The sequence below is a fragment of the Halomonas sp. V046 genome (assembly GCF_052645355.1).
The window spans coordinates 24,409-42,058 of record NZ_JBQXYF010000008.1; the positions used below are offsets into that span (position 1 = coordinate 24,409).

14 protein-coding genes are annotated in these 17,650 nt (G+C 62.5%); 4 read left to right on the forward strand and 10 right to left on the reverse strand.

The genetic code is table 11. The features are described from left to right. Positions 1-327: 327 nt before the first annotated feature. The 7 genes from ACUN9Y_RS12090 to ACUN9Y_RS12120 all read right to left on the reverse strand — a co-directional run bounded on the left by ACUN9Y_RS12090 (position 328) and on the right by ACUN9Y_RS12120 (position 7,481). Positions 328-1,536, reverse strand: coding sequence for an extracellular solute-binding protein (locus ACUN9Y_RS12090; RefSeq protein ID WP_445460973.1), 1,209 nt, complete (start codon positions 1,534-1,536; stop codon positions 328-330). Beyond that, positions 1,526-3,286 carry a chloride channel protein gene (locus ACUN9Y_RS12095; protein WP_445460974.1) on the reverse strand — a complete coding sequence of 587 codons (1,761 nt, stop codon included), beginning with the start codon at positions 3,284-3,286 and terminating at the stop codon, positions 1,526-1,528. The genes ACUN9Y_RS12090 and ACUN9Y_RS12095 overlap by 11 nt, the downstream gene beginning before the upstream one ends. A 287-nt stretch (positions 3,287-3,573) precedes the next feature. Continuing rightward, positions 3,574-4,152, reverse strand: a complete 579-nt coding sequence (locus tag ACUN9Y_RS12100; RefSeq protein WP_445460975.1) for an SCO family protein — start codon at positions 4,150-4,152, stop codon at positions 3,574-3,576. Between the two features lie 51 nt (positions 4,153-4,203). Further along, a complete protein-coding gene (locus tag ACUN9Y_RS12105) occupies positions 4,204-4,644 on the reverse strand; it encodes a copper chaperone PCu(A)C (protein ID WP_445460976.1) in 441 nt (146 codons plus the stop codon). Positions 4,645-4,719: 75 nt separating this feature from the next. After that, a complete protein-coding gene (locus ACUN9Y_RS12110; RefSeq protein ID WP_445460977.1) occupies positions 4,720-4,932 on the reverse strand; it encodes a hypothetical protein in 213 nt (70 codons plus the stop codon). Positions 4,933-5,079: 147 nt separating this feature from the next. Then, positions 5,080-5,418 carry a hypothetical protein gene (locus ACUN9Y_RS12115; protein ID WP_445460978.1) on the reverse strand — a complete coding sequence of 113 codons (339 nt, stop codon included), beginning with the start codon at positions 5,416-5,418 and terminating at the stop codon, positions 5,080-5,082. A gap of 392 nt (positions 5,419-5,810) precedes the next feature. Next, positions 5,811-7,481: a GMC family oxidoreductase gene (locus ACUN9Y_RS12120; protein ID WP_445461172.1), complete on the reverse strand. Its 1,671-nt coding sequence runs from the start codon at positions 7,479-7,481 to the stop codon at positions 5,811-5,813. A 144-nt stretch (positions 7,482-7,625) separates the two neighbouring features. Here ACUN9Y_RS12120 and ACUN9Y_RS12125 point away from each other — a divergent pair, with 144 nt between their 5' ends. Both ACUN9Y_RS12125 and ACUN9Y_RS12130 read left to right on the forward strand, forming a co-directional pair. Continuing rightward, positions 7,626-8,534: a LysR family transcriptional regulator gene (locus ACUN9Y_RS12125; RefSeq protein WP_445460979.1), complete on the forward strand. Its 909-nt coding sequence runs from the start codon at positions 7,626-7,628 to the stop codon at positions 8,532-8,534. Positions 8,535-8,889: 355 nt separating this feature from the next. Then, a complete protein-coding gene (locus ACUN9Y_RS12130; protein WP_445460980.1) occupies positions 8,890-9,888 on the forward strand; it encodes a DMT family transporter in 999 nt (332 codons plus the stop codon). Between the two features lie 53 nt (positions 9,889-9,941). Here ACUN9Y_RS12130 and ACUN9Y_RS12135 read toward each other — a convergent pair whose 3' ends face one another. The 3 genes from ACUN9Y_RS12135 to ACUN9Y_RS12145 form a co-directional block, all read right to left on the reverse strand. Next, on the reverse strand, positions 9,942-11,033 hold the full coding sequence (locus tag ACUN9Y_RS12135; protein ID WP_445460981.1) for a hypothetical protein: 1,092 nt from the start codon (positions 11,031-11,033) through the stop codon (positions 9,942-9,944). Between the two features lie 174 nt (positions 11,034-11,207). Continuing rightward, positions 11,208-12,005, reverse strand: a complete 798-nt coding sequence (locus ACUN9Y_RS12140; RefSeq protein ID WP_445460982.1) for a hypothetical protein — start codon at positions 12,003-12,005, stop codon at positions 11,208-11,210. A 628-nt stretch (positions 12,006-12,633) separates the two neighbouring features. Beyond that, entirely contained in the window at positions 12,634-14,814 is a 2,181-nt protein-coding gene (locus ACUN9Y_RS12145) for an OsmC domain/YcaO domain-containing protein (RefSeq protein WP_445460983.1), read from the reverse strand. 277 nt (positions 14,815-15,091) lie between these two features. On the opposite strand from ACUN9Y_RS12145, the gene ACUN9Y_RS12150 reads away from it, so the two are divergent. After that, complete coding sequence (locus ACUN9Y_RS12150; protein WP_445460984.1) at positions 15,092-16,390, forward strand: DUF3100 domain-containing protein; 1,299 nt, start codon at positions 15,092-15,094, stop codon at positions 16,388-16,390. Positions 16,391-16,419: 29 nt separating this feature from the next. Then, complete coding sequence (locus tag ACUN9Y_RS12155) at positions 16,420-17,574, forward strand: amidohydrolase (protein WP_445460985.1); 1,155 nt, start codon at positions 16,420-16,422, stop codon at positions 17,572-17,574. Positions 17,575-17,650: the final 76 nt, after the last annotated feature.

A 17,650-nucleotide genomic window follows, 5' to 3' on the forward strand; every position in this document is an offset into this window, starting at 1 on the left:
TCAGCGACCCCATCGGCCAAAGCGCGGAACGGTGATCCCACCACCCGGCTTCAAAGGAGCTCCTCTCACCAGAATAGTTCAGTTCCCGAGCCACCTCGTCGGCGAGTCTGGCACTGCCGTCCGTCCATACCTGGCGCCTGTCCCGGGCACTCGCCAACGCCGGAGAACGACGGGCACGCCCCCCCACCAGGGGCATGAACGACAGCGCATCCAACGACGATGTCGCGCCGCAAAGGTCGATGCGCCGCACCGACATCCTCGATGTGGGGATCAAACGACGCAGAGCTAGCGTGCCGGATAACACAGCCCCACAGCACAGCCCCCGTTTTACGGGGCGGACGCGGCGTCCCTGGCGGTCAGTCTCGCGTCGAAATACTGGGTAATCCGTCGCAAGGTACTAGCGTACCAGCGCTCATCGAGAACCACCGCGTTGGCACTGTTGAACGGATGCGTCGGAATATACAGGCGCATGTCGACCCCAGTGTCACGGTGGGTGGCAATCAGCGGGACCGCAGACTGGCGTGAGGGTCCGTAGGGAATATAGCGGGTGAGCTCGGCCTGTCGCTCTGCGCTGGTGGCAAAGCCGATGAAGGCCTTGGCCGCCTGCGGATGATCAACGTGACGCGGCACGACCCAGGTCTCGTGCTCTTGCACCTGGCCGTCCCACACAATCGCAATCGGCGCGCCCTGGTTCAACACGGCATCGAAGAAGCGCCCATTGTATCCAGACGCCATGACCACCTCGCCGTCCATCAGCAGGCGCGATGGTGTATCACCACGGGTCCACCAGCGCAGATCATCGAGACCTTCCAGACGCGCCAGCGCCAGGGAGAGTCCGCGGGGCGTACTGAGCAGGCGATAGAGCTCTTCGCGCGGCACGCCCTGAGCCAGCAGTGCCCACTCCAGGTTGGCCTTGGGCGTGCGCTGCAAGGCACGCGGACCGGGAAACCGCTGCTGATCGAACAGGTCCTTGACCCGGGTCGGGCGGCGCCCGGGGAAGGCATCGGTACGATAGGCCAACACCGTGGCGAAGATGGAGTGGGTCACGAAGCACTCGCCGAGCGCGCCTTCGATGAAGTCCCGCGCCGGCGGCGTGCCATCGGGAGCCGGCACCACCCCGTCTCGGGCCAGCGAGGTCAGAAGCCCCTCATCGCAGGCAGCCAACGCGGCACTGCGCGTCATATCGATCACGTCCCAGGGCACATGACCATCGGCAACCGCCTGGCGCAGCGCCGTCAGGTCGCCATCGTAGCGCTCTACCTTGACCCTGATACCGGTCGCGTCACTAAAGGGCACGAACAGCGCGAGCTGCTGGGCACGCTCATAGGCGCCGCCCCAGCTCAGCACCGTCAGCTCCGCGTCCTCCGTAGCGCGAGTCTCGGCCGCCAGAGACGACACCGGCGATGCCGCCAACAGACAGACAAGCAACAGACAGACAAGCCAGGCGGTGCAGACCCACGCCAGGGGAGGCTGGCTGCCTGCGGCGGCCACACCGCCGCCAGCCAGCTCAGGCGATGCGAGCGGTCTAGCCTGCACCGTGTTCCTCCCGATTCAGTTCATCGCTGTGCTTCAGGTAGGCCTCGGCGATGCGCGTCTGCCGCACCACCCCGAGAAAGCGACCCTCGCCATCCACCACCACGATGGCGTCTCCCACCCCATGCTGCAGCAGCCCCATGGCGGTCCACAGCGACGATTCCGGCCCCAGTACCGGGCGCGGCGTTCGTGGCCAGTCGCCGACCAGCAACGCGCTGTCCCGCACCTGCCCGCGGTACAATTCCGCCAAGGTGAAGCTGTTGCGATAGCGCCCCTGGTCATCGACGAGATGGCCTAGTGCATGACCAGAGCGCGTCAACGCCGCGACGGCCTGGGCCGCGGTGGTCTCAGGCGTCAGCGTGACACAGTCATCGCTGATCAGGTCGGTGACGCGGGTCTCGCCGAGTATCGCCTGACTGCGCCCGACAGAGAGATCGAGGCCGCGCTGAGCCAGCTGGATATCGAACAACGAACGACCGAACAGCTGGGCGGCGATCGGACAGGCCAGCGTCACGCTTGCCAGTGCTGCCGTCATCAAGGCGTAGCTGCCGGTCAGCTCGAATACGATCAACAGGGTGGTCAGCGGCGCCCCGATGACCGGCGCGGTCACGGCCACCATGCCGCAGATGGCGTAGAACACGAAGGTATCGGTCACACCGCTGATGGAGGCCACCAGCGTTCCCACCAGGGCGCCAAAGAGCGTCCCGATCACCAGCGCCGGACTAAAGACCCCACCACCGAATCCCATCCCCAGACACAGCGCCGTGGCGGCAAGCTTCAGCCCCATCACCATCAGCAGCTCAGGACTCGTGTAGGCGCCGGCGATGGTGGCAAAACGCAGTGTCTCCTTGCCCATGCCAAGAATATCCGGGACCCACAGCGCCGCTACGCCGAGCATGGCCCCCGCCACCGCCGGCCGTAATGGCTGCGCCAGCGCCAGGCGCGCCGACCGCGCCCCCACGGCCAGAATCGCACGCATGTAGGCACCAGCGATGAGGGCTCCGAGGCCACCGACCAACAGGAAAACACCAAACTCCCAGGACCTGGGTAGCGGCGCCTCTGCCACATGAAAGAGTGCACCACGAGCCAGCACATTGGTGGCAATGACATGGCCGACAAGGGCCGCGGCGGCCACCGGCGCAAAGGCCCGCAGCGCATAGTGGCGCAGCACCACCTCATGGGCGAACACAATCCCGGCCAGTGGCGCGTTGAAGGCGGTGGCGATGGCGGCGGCGACGCCGCAAGCGATGGTGATGTGGTCATCACAGTGACCAAGTCTCAGCCAGCGCGCGCCGGCCGAGCCAAGGCTCGCGCCCAGATGAACCAAGGGACCGTACTGCCCCACCGACGCGCCACTTCCCAATGACACCAACGCACTCAGGGCCGACACGGCGCCTGCACGGATGGGGAGGCGACCGCGCCCGGTTTGAACGGCAGCGATCACATCGGCCGGCCCATGGGGGCGATGCTGCGGTAGCAGGCGATGCAGCTGACCGACCAGCACGCCCCCCAGGATGGGAACCGCCAGGGTGGTGACGACCAGCCACTGCGGGTACTCGAACATCATCCGACCACGCGGCGAGATCAGCAGCGTGTCGTTGAGCCATACCACCCCAGCGACGAAACTCACGGCCACCAGTGCGGCGATGCCACCGACTATCGCGCCCAGCGCCACCAGCCCCAGAAAGCGCACGACCCTCAGGACGAGAAACGCCGATGGCGAAGACTGCTGCGCTTGATCTTGCTCGACCACGACCTTCTCCGCGACGACACCCCTGCATCAGGTGTAGGCCTTCGCGTCGTCAGCAGCAAGGCGCTCAGCGTTGCGACTGATATTGTCGCTATGCTCGCAAACCGCACGAAGGGCCTGGCGCCCCCTTCGTTGTCCCCTCGCCCTGCCGAGAAGCGAGCGTGATGACGCGCGCCGGCGCCTCCGGCTTGCGCGAAATGAAGCACAAACGACGCCGGCGCGAGTCCGGCGCCCAGGGCCGCTTTTCCACCCTGCACTCACCGGTGGGACGATGAGGATCGAGCCGGGCGTTACCCCTTGGCCACGAGCCGATCGATGTCCGATATCACCGCTTCAAGCGGATCATTATCGCGAATCAGAAGGCGCGCCTCACCGGCGGGATTGAAGGCGAACACCGCGCTCGAGTGATTGACATCGTAGTTGCCCTCGGCATCCTCCTCGCCGTAACCGTACGAGATGCGAAAGCGGTTGGTCAGTGCGTCCAGGTCGGACGTCTCGCCTGACAGGCCAATGAACTGCGGGCCGAACACGTCCGTGTATTGCGCCAACACCTCGGGGGTATCGCGGGCCGGGTCCACCGAGACGAACAGCACCTGAACCTTGTCGCGCACCGCCTCATCGAGTTGCCGAGTTGCATTGGCGAGACGGGCGAGCGTGGTCGGACAGACGTCCGGGCAATGGGTATAGCCGAAATAGAGCAGCGTGGTCTTGCCGAGATAGACCTCTTCGTCGACCGGCCTGCCACGCTCATCGATGAGGTCAAAGTCCAGGGCCGGCATGATCTCGGAGATATCCTTGGTCCGCCAGTTCTGGTCGCTGCACCCGGCGAGCCAGACAGATGCACACAAGGGGAGAAGCCACTTCATCATCGTTATGTTCCTGCCATGTCTCGGACGACCCGGGCCCGACGTGAATGCCGTCTACTGCGATACCGGTGAGACGACGTCGAAGCTGACGGGAAGCGGCTCTTCGCCTTCGAATTCGAGCACGACCTCTACCTCATCGCCGACGCTGAGCGGCTGTGTCCGCTGCATGAACATCAGGTGGTGGCCGCTGGGCTCAAATGCAAACTGCTCGCCAGCGGGAACGTCGACACCGGCAATGGACTGCATCTTGGCCATCCCGTCCTGTTCCATGCTGACGTGCATCTCGACGCTATCGAAAGCCGCACTTTGCGCGCCGGTGAGGGTCACCATATCGTCGCTGTTGTTGTGTAGCACGAAGTAGCCAGCCCCCGGCAGGTCGCCCGGCAGCAGGCGCAAGCGCGCATCACTCACTTCTATCTCGGCGGCCTGGGCAGCGCCGGTACCCATCAGCAATGCCAGCATGCCCATTGCGCAGTTCCGGTGTACTCGATTCATCAGCGATCGACTCCTGTTGGTGACTATTGGTGACTATTGGTGACTGTTTAGTGACTGTTTAGTGACTGTTGGTGACTAATGGTAAACCATGGATCCATCCGGAAAGGCCAGAAAGGACTGCCACACCTGACCATCTCCCGTCACCACTGGCCCAACGGGTGCCAGTACCAGCGCCAGCCACAACGAGGCGACCCCGGGGCGAAAGCGGCAGACAAGGGGAAGGGACGGCTCTCCCTTGGCCACCGACAGCCCAGACACCGACAGCTTGGCCACCGACAGCTTGGCCACCGACAGCCCGGCCCTGTCAGGCCAGGGCGAGAGATTCCCACCATAGCGCCAACGACATTTGATGCAAGACGGGTGCGACAATCTGGCAGGCACCGTGGGAGGCCTGTCCAAAGCGAAGCGTTGGGGTTCGAGGCGAACAGGCGCCGATCAGCAGATCGAAGACAAGCCGCAGTTCGACGTAAAGCGGCGCGAATTGACATCCAGCGTCACGCTGTCGCTCTGCTTGTCGTAGAAGAACGAGGCGTAGCCATCGGCAGACAGGCTCGACTTGTAGAGCCCGCACACCCCATAGCCGTAATTGACGTCCTGCAGGTTAGACAGCTCGATCTCCCCGGAGGTATTCAACGCCGTCGCCAGGGCATGTTGAATCTCACCGTCCACATCGCTGTCGGATAGCGCCTGGCCACCGAAAATCAGTCCGCCTAGCGCCAGCGTGAAGGCGATGGGAACAACGATCATCAACAGAATGGGGCGGGACAGAGTCATCGAGATATTCTGAGGCAGAAAACAGGCCTGCATTCTAGGGTCGCCGTGGGCGTCGATCAAGCGATCGGCACCTGCAAGGGGTACACCGCCCTATTCGTCACCCTTCGCCACCGACTCCAGCATCCAGGACGCCGCCCTTTCCGCGATCATCAGCGTCGGTGAGTGAGTGTTGCCACTGGCCGCTCGTGCAGGTGCTCGGCATGATGCCTCGGCACCTGGCAAGGGGTACACCGCCCTATTCGCCACCCTTCGCCACCGACTCCAGCATCCAGGACGCCGCCCTTTCTGCGATCATCAGCGTCGGTGAGTTAGTGTTGCCACTGGCCGCTCGTGCAGGTGCTCGGCATGATGCCTCGGCACCTGGCAAGGGGTACACCGCCCTATTCGCCACCCTATTCGTCACCCTTCGCCACCGACTCCAGCATCCAGGACGCCGCCCTTTCTGCGATCATCAGCGTCGGTGAGTTAGTGTTGCCACTGGTGATCGTCGGCATGATGCCGGCATCGGCCACACGCAGGCCCTTGATGCCTCGCACGCGCAGGCGCGAGTCGACCACGGCCATACCATCGTCTGCGCGTCCCATGGCCGTCGTCCCCACCGGATGAAAAATGGTGGTGCCGATATCCCCCGCCAAACGGGTCAACTCCTCGTCGCTCTGATACTCGGCGCCGGGCTTGACCTCCTCGGGCTGGTACTTCGCGAACGCGGGCTGCGCGGCGATTCGGCGCGTCACGCGCAGCGAATCGGCGGCGACCTGGCGATCTTCCGGCGTGCTCAGATAGTTCGGCTGGATAGCGGGAGCCCTGCGCGGATCCGCGCTCTGAATCCTGACGCTGCCGCGGCTACTCGGGTTAAGGTTGCACACGCTTGCCGTGATAGCGGGGTAAGGATGCAAAGGCTCGCCGAACGCCTCCAGACTCAGCGGCTGCACGTGATACTCGATATTCGGGTATGGGGTGTCATCACTGCTGCGGGTAAAGATACCGAGCTGGGAAGGCGCCATGCTCATGGGACCGGTGCGTTTGAGCAGGTACTCAAGGCCAATGCAGGCCTTGCCCCAGAGCGTGCTGGCCATGGCGTTGAGTGTCTTGGCGTTGGTGACGCGGTAGACCGAGCGGATCTGCAGGTGGTCCTGGAGATTCTCGCCGACGCCGGGCAGATCCTGAACCACCTCGATACCGTGCTCCCTGAGCAGGTGCGCCGGTCCAATGCCGGATAGCTGAAGGATATGCGGCGACCCGATCGCCCCCGCCGACAGCACCACTTCACGTCGGGCCCCTGCGACAAGCGTTTTCCCACCACGCTCGACTTCGACTCCCACGCAGCGCTTCTCGCCGCCGGACGTCTCGACGCAGAGCCGATTGACGTGGGTCGAATGCCACAGCGTCAGGTTGCCGCGCTTGAGCGCCGGTCGCAGGAACGCCTTGGCGGTATTCCAGCGCCAACCCGCTCGCTGATTGACCTCGAAGTAGTCCACGCCTTCGTTGCACCCTCGGTTGAAGTCCTGGGTGCGGGGAATGCCGGCTTGCTCGGCGGCATGGGCAAAATCATCGAGCACCTCCCACTTCAAGCGTTGCTTCTCGACTCGCCATTCACCGCCATGCCCGTGAAAGTCGGCATGAGCCGCCTCGCCGTCACCGCCATCGTCGAGGCGATAGTGATCCTCATGCCGAGTGAACGCCTTCAGACAGTGTTCCCAGCGCCACTGCTCGTCGCCGGTGACATCCGCCCAGTGGTCGTAGTCCCGGGCCTGGCCGCGCATGTAGATCATGCCGTTGATGCTGGAGCAGCCGCCGAGGGTCTTGCCCCGGGGATAGATCAGCGTGCGGCCGTTCAAGCCCTTGTCCGGCTGGGTGCGAAACAGCCAATCGGTGCGGGGGTTGTTGATGCAGTACAGGTACCCCACCGGCACGTGGATCCAGTGGTAGTTATCGCGACCGCCTGCCTCGATAAGCAAGACGCGATTGGCCGGGTCGGCGCTCAGGCGGTTGGCCAGCAGGCAGCCCGCAGTGCCCGCGCCGACCACGATATAGTCGAACATGCTGCTTTGTTGTTGTCGCATGGTCATGATCGTCCTCTTCTCGCCTGCCTTCTTGGCCACCGGCACCTGAAATGCAGACTACCCCGTCCCTTGGCTCGCGCAATTGAGTTCTGTCAAACCCTGTTATAAGGTTTTCAAATAACACTCGTTCGAGGAACCGCGACGATGCAGGAATACGCCACGCTGCGTGCCTTCGTGGCGGTTGCGCGCCTGGGAAGTGTCTCCCGGGCGGCCGAGCAACTTCACCTGACGCAACCCGCGATTAGCCTAAAGTTGAAGCACCTTCAGCAAACGCTGGGGCTATCGCTGTTCGACCGCAGGCCCCAGGGACTGGCGCTAACGGCCAATGGCCTGGCGTTGTTGCCGGTGGCGGAGAAAGCCCTTACGAGTCTCAGGATCTTCGAGCAGATGGCGCAGTCATTGCATTGCACGGTGCGGGGCCTGCTGAAGATTGGCACCATTGTCGACCCCGAGTTCATTCGTCTGGGCAGCTTTCTCAACTCGTTGGTCGAGCGTGCACCACAGCTCGAAACCGAGTTGCACCATGGCATGAGCGGCTGCGTCATGAGGCGAGTCGAAAAAGGCGAGCTCGACGTGGCCTTCCACCTCGCGCCTCCCGGGGCCGGCCCCGGCGACAGCAACGACGACGTGGCCCATGTCGAGCTAACCCACTTTCGCTACCGCATCGTCGCACCGCCTGGCTGGGAGGCGCGAGTCGCCGACACGCGATGGTCGTCCCTGGCCGCCCTGCCGTGGATCGTGACACCACCCGACTCGGTGCACCACCGCCTGCTCCAGGGAGCCATGCGAGACAGTGGTGAAAAGCCAAACCGTGTGGCGCAAGTAGATCAGGAGGCGTGCATGCTCGATCTGGTACGCGCCGGCGTGGGGCTGAGCCTCGCCAGAGAGTCGCAAGCCATCGCCGAACGACAGACAAGTGGCTTGGTGGTGGTCGATGGCATCGCCCTGGATTGCGCACTTTGCTTCGTCTGGCGCAAGGACCGCGACGACGACACGCCGATTCAGATGGCACTCGCGTCGCTCGACCAGGTCTGGAGTCTGCGCCCCGCCTGACGCCAGCACTCTGTCCTCAGGCTCCCTGCCAGCCCTGTCGACGCCCCGCCCACCACGGCGGTGCTGACCGCTGACCCGTCGGGCGCGCTCGATCGACACCGATATGACGCTAACGAATGTCTCGGCAAGCTGGTACAGTTCGCCATGGTCTGCACCGGCTCAAGACCGACCCGTTGCCCCCCTGGCAAGACTCTCCCTGGCCTTGGCCCCAAGTCTGCCCCCGAGACCGCCCTGCCGTATGCGACTAGCACGGCAGCGCCCGGCGCCTGCCCCGCGGGTCCAGCCGACCAAGGGCCAGCGCGGTGAGGCCACGCAGCCGCGACAGACAACCACCCATTTGACGGGAGACGCCAGGATGGCGGACGTATCGACCCGGCCGACGTCGACGGCATCCGATCCAGACGTGGATGCATCGAATAGCGCCGCTCTGAACGCGGCAACCGCCACCAAACGCGATACCGCCAAGGGCGTCAAGCTACTGCTCGTCTCGGTGCTGTTGCTCGGCCTCAACTGGCCGGTCATGAAGATGGGCGTGGAGTACTTCTCGCCGCTATGGATGGTGGGGCTGCGCTTTCTGCTCAGCGTCCCGGTCATCGCCTTGGTCATTTATGCTGCCCACCGACGCCGGCCGCGGCTAACCAGAGCGGACGTACCGGTCATCCTGGGCGTCGGAGTGCTGCAGTTTATCGTATCGATGGGGCTGGTCACGGCGGCGCTGCAATATGTGCCCGCTGGCACCGCCAGCATTCTCATCTACACCACACCGCTGTGGCTTCTGGTGATGGACGTTGTGGTGTTTCGCCAGCGTCCCCCGGTCTTCCGAGTCTTGCTGACCCTGCTGTCGGCGGCGGGTTGCGCCACCATCATGCTGGCCTCCGGGGAGCCAGGGCAGTGGGCGCCACTGTTCGTCGTGCTGGCCGCCGCACTGTTCTGGGCCATGGCGATTCGGCTAGTGTCGCAGCATGCCTGGCAAGGCAAGGTCCTCGACGCCGTGTTCTGGCAATTCCTGGTGGCCGGTATCGGCATGACGGCATTGGCGCTGGTGTTCGAGGGACTACCGACGGCCTCGATGACCGCCCCTCGGGCCATCGCCTTGCTCACCTTCATGGGGCCCGTGGTCACGGGTATCGGCTTCGGCATGCTGATCGGCGCCGGCAAACTGCTCGAACCAGCAAAGGTCGCCCTGATCAGCACCCTGACGCCCCTGATCGGCTACCTCGGCTCGATGATCCTGCTCGACGAACCCATCCTGCCGATGGTCGTTGGCGGTGGCGCACTGATGCTTACCGCTCTGGCACTCGGCAGCCTTCCCAAGCGGCAACTCAAGCGACTGCGCAAACGACTGCGCAAATGACGACGTAAACGACACCGAGCGACGTCATCGTCCCGGGATCGGGGCAACGCCGTCTAGAAGGCCTGCCCCAGCCTCACGTAAAATCCGCTGTTATCTTCCTTGCCCTGTGCGTAATCGGCGGTGACCACGATGTTTTCCTCTTCCTTCAGCACATACTGAGCACCGATGCCAGCACTCGGATAGAGATTGTCGCCTTCGTCACACCTCTCCCCATCTCCAAACAGACAGGCAACTCCGGCAAAGGCATTGAGACCAAACCGCCCATGCACATGGAACCGCTGCTCGGCTTCCACGGACACGGAGTTCGGCGCTAGATACTGGCCTCGGGTATAGCCCCGCAACTCGACGCTAGAGTACCCGCTCGTGGGCGCATCATCGGTCCCGCGCCCGAACGCGCGCCAGGCGAAGACATGGCCATCGCCATTCGGAATGTACTGGTCAAACTCGACGCTCAAGCTATCGAAATCATCCTCGCCCCCGAATGCCTCACGAAAGGCAAAATTATTGATATCGAACCTTATGCCATCACTCGCCGCATTCTGACTATCTCGCGTGTCATACAATAGCGAAAGTCCGACGGCTCCTGCGTCGACTCCCGTAATCCCGGCGGCCTGCATGATGGTCTGAGCCTCGAGGTCGTGACTGACCACCAGGTAGTTCGTATACACGCCCTGGGCGCCGATAAACCAATGCGGGTAGACCTCCTGAAGATACCGGGCAAACACCAGCTTCATTTCGTCCGTCGTCTGAGCCGGCAACCCCGTGCCAAGAAAATCCTCATAGTCATTGTTGATTTCGCCGCGGCCAATGCCTGCCGTCAGGCGCTTGCTATCAGCGTCCCAGTAACCGCGAAAAAAAATGCCACCGATCCACGAGTCGGTGGTGCTGTAGGTGCCCATAGCCCCCAAAATAGATGCCGTAGACTCGGGGTCGGTCTGGAACATGTATCCGGCGATGACTCCCGCCGAGGTGCCAATCTTCGGATCGCTACTCACTTTCGGTACCAGGAGCCACGGGGATTCCCGACGCTCATTTCCCATGCCCGGTGACGGCTCTCGGTCCGGCGCCAAACCATCCGGCTGCTGGGCCCATGCCCCCGAGCACAGACACGCCGCTGCCAACCCAAGGTATCCCAGCTCTCGCATTACCCGCTCCTGGCCTTTCACCCTGGCACTGCCGCTCGTCGAAGCGGCGAGTCGATAAACACAAAGGGACGGCGTCCACCGCCGTCTTTCATGACGCGATGGCGACTGAAGCAGCAAACATCTATGTCTGTCCTCATGAGCCGACGACAGAACGCCTCGTTCACTCCACGACCATCACTTGCTGAATTGCAGGTTCAAGCCGACAAATACCTGAAACTCAGGTTGCCCAGCACCTTCATCGGCCACCGAGAACTGTGGCTCCACAAAGAAGTTGTATACGGTCTTCTCCTGCTTGATGACTTGACCAATCCCCACACCTAGCGGTATCCCATAGTCGCCATTGTCGAGATTAAACTGCCAGATCGGTGCACTGCGCAGATAGGTACCATCGCCAAGTTGGTAGAAGCCAAAAGGCTGGAAGGCCGCCACATCGATATCATTACGGTCATCCTCGCCGGCAAAGCTCTGCTGCCAGGACATCAAATAGCCGTATTGAAACTTGGGCGAGCTGGCATTGAACAGCACGTTGACCAACCCAGCCGACCACTTCTCGCTACCGACTTCATCTTTCGATGCAGTGGGCGCGGTCAGTTGGGGCCCGAAGCCAAAGCTGATCGCCGGGTTTCCGGTATCGACGAGATATGAGGTGAAGAGGTTCAGGTCTCCAACGCCCGTTTCCGTGTCTCCCGAGGGCGGCGTCGGATAGCTGTTGATGGGAAGCGAAGCACGCAGCAGCCAGTCGGACTGACCTAATGAAAATGGGGAAGCGTAGCGGAACCAGAATTGATTGGCGCTCTCATCCGAGTCGGTTATTTCATCAATGTAATAGTTCTGCATATTGAACGCGGTCATGCTCGCCAGCGGGTTATTCGCCTGGGCAGCAGCATTCGGCCCCTCCTGAGCCAGCACGGCTGGCGTCACCAGGAGGCAGAAGATGAATGGGCCCACCTGTCGCGCGTCAATCGTCGTCATCATCCCGTCCCTTGGTCAGACCATAAATGTGCTAAAACGTGCACTCATGGCCAACCAGCGTAGACCATGGCCCGGGTGCCTGCCGTCGCAGGCCGCCTCCCTGGTGGCGGAACAACGACGCTCTCGACGCTATTTAGCACCAGGGAAGGCACGAAGGGATTGATGGACGAACCTTTCACCACCGAGATTTTCAGACTAACCATTTGTTTTTTAACAACAACATCAAACAGAAGGCGGATACTTCCCGCGGAGAGGCGATAAGAAGAACGCGCCGTCAACGGAGACCAGAGAGCCTTGTCGCGTTACGCCCATCCTCGCGAACGCGCCAATCGTCGACTGCGGTGCTCGACGCCCGGTTCGCGCCACGAGGGACCCCAGACGACCATCGTCATGTTTTTCAGACACTGCGCTCCTGACATCAGGGGAGCAGCTCGCGGTCGGAAAGCAGGGAGAGCGTCGGGATGGGCAGGCCGCTCCCCGACGCCGATCGTTCGTCGGGCAAGATCGGCTCGGGGTCGACGAGGAATACCGCGCCGGACGCGGCCCTCCCCTCCGAGAAGGCCAGCGTTGGCAACCGCTTGAGCGTTGCATCGGTTGGGATGCACGACGAAGCGAAGTGCCTAGGGCCTTAGGCCTTGGCGGCCCTCATTGCATGCAGCTTCTTGTAGCTCTCGATCAGGCGCTGGTGCTTCTCGAGCCCCTCCAACTGCAGGTTGGTCGGGGTCAGGCCGGAGAAGCGCACGGTGCCGTCCACCGAGCCGACCACCGCGGCCATGGTGTCATCGCCGAACATGCGCTTGAAGTTGTAGAGGTAGTCGTCAAGCTCGAGTTCGTCATCGACAGCGATCTCCAGCACCGCCCTCATGGCCTGGTAGAACAGGCCGCGTTCGACGCTATTGTCATTGTACTGGAGGAACATCTCGACCCTCTCCAGCGCCTCTTCGTGCTGGCCAAGCGCCAGGTTGATCAACAGCTTGAGCTCCAGAATGGTCAGTTGGCCCCATACCGTGTTCTCGTCGAACTCGACGCCGATCAGGGTGATGATGTCGACATGGTCGTCGATCTGGCTCTCGTCCAGGCGTTCGAGCAGAGCCGCGAGCTGGTCATCGTTCAAGGCGTGAAGGTTGAGAATGTCTTCACGGTAGTCGAGCGCCATATTGGTGTTGTCCCAGATCAGATCCTCGACCGGATAGACCTCGGAGTAGCCCGGCACCAGGATACGGCAGACCGGCGCGCCGAGGTCCTCGTGTACCGCCATGTAGGCATCCAGGTCCAGGTCCTTCAGAATCCCGAACAGGTTGGCGGCCTCCTCGTCGTTGCTGCCGGAGAAGTCCCACGCGCAGAACTCGACGTCGGACTTGGCGCTGAAGAAGCGCCATGACACGACCCCGGAGGAGTCGATGAAGTGCTCGACGAAGTTGTTCGGCTCGGACACCGCCAGGGAATTGAACGTCGGTGGCGGGAAGTCGTTCAGCCCCTCGAAGCTGCGGCCCTGCATCAACTCGGTCAGGCTGCGCTCCACCGCGACCTCGAAGCTTGGGTGGGCACCGAAGGAGGCAAAGACCCCGCCGGTCTTCGGGTTCATCAAGGCCACACACGCCACCGGAAACTGCCCGCCGAGCGAGGCGTCCTTGACCAGAATCGGGAATCCCTGGGCCTCCAGCGCCTCGACGCCCTCGAGAATATCGGGGTACGTCTTCAGCACCTCCATGGGCACATCCGGCAGCGTCAGTTCCTCTTCGAGGATCTGGCGCTTCACCGCCCGCTCGAAGATCTCCGACAGGCACTGAACCTGTGCCTCGGCCAGCGTGTTGCCGGCGCTCATGCCGTTGCTGAGATAGAGGTTCTCGATCAGGTTGGAGGGGAAGTAGACGGTCTCGCCGTCTGACTGGCGGACGAAGGGAAGCGCGACGATGCCGCGCTCGACCTTGCCAGAATTGGTGTCGATCAGGTTGGCGCCGCAGAGCTCACCTTCCGGGTCATAGATCGCCCAGCAGTACGCATCGAGCAGCCCCTCGGGCAGCGCATCGTTGGGTCCGGGCAGGAACCACTTCTCGTTCGGATAGTGAACGAACTCGCTCGCGGCGATCTCTTCACCGAAGAACTGATCGTTGTAGAAGAAGTTGCAGCTCAGGCGTTCGATAAACTCGCCCAGCGCCGAGCACAGTGCACTCTCCTTGGACGAGCCCTTGCCGTTGGTGAAGCACATCGGGGATGCCGCATCGCGAATATGCAGCGACCAGACGTGGGGAACGATATTACGCCAGGACGCGATCTCGACCTTCATGCCCAGATCCTGAAGAAGCCCCGTCATATTGGCGATGGTCTGCTCCAGCGGCAGGTCCTTGCCTTCGATCCAGGTGCTCGCGCCCTCCTCTGGCTCGGCCATCAGCAGCGCCTGGGCGTCTTCGTCCAGGTTCTCGACCGTCTCGATCTGAAACTCCGGCCCGGTCTGCACCACCTTCTTGACGGTGCAGCGCTCGATGGAGCGCAAAATCCCCTGGCGGTCCTTGTCCGAAAGATCCTCCGGCAGCTCTACCTGGATCTTGAATATCTGGTTGTAGCGATTCTCCGGGTCGACGATGTTGTTCTGCGACAGACGGATGTTCTCGGTCGGAATGTCGCGCGCCAGGCAGTACACGCGCACGAAGTAGGCCGCGCAGAGCGCAGAGGACGCCAGGAAATAGTCAAAGGGGCTCGGCGCCGATCCATCGCCCTTGTAGCGAATGGGTTGATCGGTGACGACGGTGAAATCGTCAAACTTGGCCTCAAGCCTGAGATTTTCGAGAAAATTGACCTTGATTTCCATGGAGATAGCACCGGATAAGTGAATTCGGGCCGCCGTGCGCGCCTAGCCCGCCATTATCCAGTTTTCACCGTGCGGCGTCTTGGTCGGCTGGGCAAAAATTCACCATGCGTTGCCAGCACCGGCCAGAGCGACCAGAGCGACTGCGCCCTAAAAAATAGCACACCATTGATCTTTCATTAGAACACTCCCTCCTTCGATACTCGAGAAGACGGTGATGGTGGAACGATCCGCGGTTCTCCACCGACGTTGCCCGTAATTACAACAACAGGACATCCGCATGAAACTCTCTATGCTCCTCGACTGGCGCCTGCATGGCATCGTGGCCATAGCGGCCCTGATCTCCGAAGCCATCGGCATCATCAAGATTCCCCTCGGGCCCGGCACCCTGCTGCTCCTGCCGCTGTTCTACGCCTTTATCATCGGGCTATTGCTGAACCCACATCTGTTCTCGGCCACCTCGCGCCTGGTGCCGGTGAAGCTCAGTGACGCCGCCGCACCGATCATTCTGTTATCGATCATGCCCTTCATTGCCCGCTTCGGCTCCACCATCGGGCCGGCTATCGAGCAGATCCTCAGCGCCGGGCCGGCCCTGGTTCTCCAGGAGCTCGGCAACCTGGGCACCATGCTGATCGCCATGCCCTTCGCGGTAGTTGTACTCAAAATGGGACGTGAGGCCATTGGTGCCACCTACTCCATCGCACGGGAACCCAACATCGCCATCATCTCCGACAAGTACGGTCTCAAGGGGCCCGAAGGCATCGGCGTCATGGGGGTCTACGTCGTCGGCACCATGTTCGGTACCCTGTGGTTCGCGCTGATGGCCGGCTACCTGACGACGCTGGACATCTTCGACCCGCGTGCCCTGGCGATGGCCTGTGGCGTGGGCAGCGGCAGCATGGTCGCGGCCTGCTCGGGTGCCATCGCCGGCGCCTTGCCGGAAATGCGCGATGAGCTGTTGGCCTTCGCCGGCGCCAGCAACCTGCTGACCTACGCCACCGGCCTCTATATTTCGCTGTTCATCGCCTTGCCGCTGGCCGAGAAAATCTTCAAATGGTGCTCCGGGCGCACGGCGGTAAGCTCGGTCGGTGCCAAGGCCACGGCGGAACCGAACTACGCCGCTACCGTCAGCGATGACGAGCGCCCCGAGCGCCACCTTGGCCAAACCGCCATCGTCATGGCGGTGGTGTGTGCCGTCGCCTGGGTCAGCAATACCATCAACGGCGGCTCCTTGCTGGCGGCACTACCGGGCATGGTGATTCTCTACGCCATGACCATGTTCGGCCTGGTCGTCACGCGCTTTGCGCCCTTCTATCTGCCGGGCGTCGCCTGGGTATCTCTGGTCAGCATCATCGTGACGCTGCCCTGGTTTCCGGCCAGCGCCTGGATCGTCGAGCAATTGGCGTCGGTCAGCTTTCTGGCCATCGTGACGCCGGTGCTGGCCTACGCGGGCCTGGCGCTTTCACCGCGAGAGTTCACCATGTTCCGCCAGGTTGGCTGGAAACTGATCATCGTGTCACTGCTGGTGTTCACCGGAACCTTCGTCGGATCGGCCGTCGTGGCCCAGGCACTGCTGTAACCGATATGACCGTCTATAGGGAAAATGCCATGTCGATTGTCAATGCGGATATTTTGCGCGAATGGCGTCATGAGTTTCATCGCCAGCCGGAAACCGCCTTCGAAGAACACCATACCAGCGCTCGCATCGTCGAGATTCTGGACGCCGCCGGGATTTCGAGGGTGACTGGGCTCGGCGGTGGGACTGGCGTCGTGGCATGGGTCGATGGTCGCCATGGCGGCGACCGGGCCATCGGACTGCGAGCCGATATCGACGCACTGGACGTGAGCGAGGCCAATGCCTTCGCCCACGCCTCCCAACGACCGGGCAAGATGCACGCCTGCGGTCACGATGGCCATACCACCATGCTGTTGGGGGGCGCCTGTGCATTGGCCGAGTCCCCCGACTTTGCCGGACGCGTCTACTTCATCTTCCAGCCGGCGGAAGAGAACGAGGGCGGCGGACGCGTCATGGTCGAGGAAGGGCTGTTTGAGCGCTTCCCAATGGAAGCGGTCTACGGCGTTCACAACTGGCCGGGCATGGCACTCGGCGAAGCCGCCGTGCACGACTCGGCGGTGATGGCTGCCTTCGACGTCTTTACCGTGAAGCTCACGGGCAGTGGTTGCCATGCCGCCATGCCTCACCTCGGCAAGGACGTCGTCCTCGCGGCGTGCCAGTTGGTCAATCAACTGCAAGGCATCGTCAGCCGAGAGATACCGGCACACCAGACCGCCGTCATGAGTGTTACCCAGTTCCACGCCGGCGATGCCTTCAATGTGATGCCTGAGACCGTCGAGCTGTGTGGCACCGTGCGATGTTTCGATGGCGAGCTACGCGACTACCTTGAAGCACGTTTTGGCCAAGCGATTGCGGCCACGGCCGACTTCCATGGCCTGAAGGCCAGCATCGACTACCAGTCGCGCTATCCGGCCACGCTCAATACGCCGGCCGAGGCCCAGCGCTGCGCCGAGGTGCTTACCGCGATGCCGGACATCCGACAGGTACATCGCGAACTGCCGCCGTCCATGGCATCGGAAGACTTCGCCTTCATGCTGCAGCAGCGCCCCGGTGCCTATATCTGGCTGGGGAATGGCACCGACAGTGCGGCCCTGCACAACCCAAAATACGACTTCAACGACGCGCTGGCACCGATCGGGGTCGCCTACTGGATAGCCCTGGTCAAGGCGCTGCTCAGCAAGCGCTGACCCGGGCGCTCTTCTCTCCCTACCTTTGATTCGCCATGCCTTGCACGGCATGGCTCGGCGCTCCGCTGCCTGATCG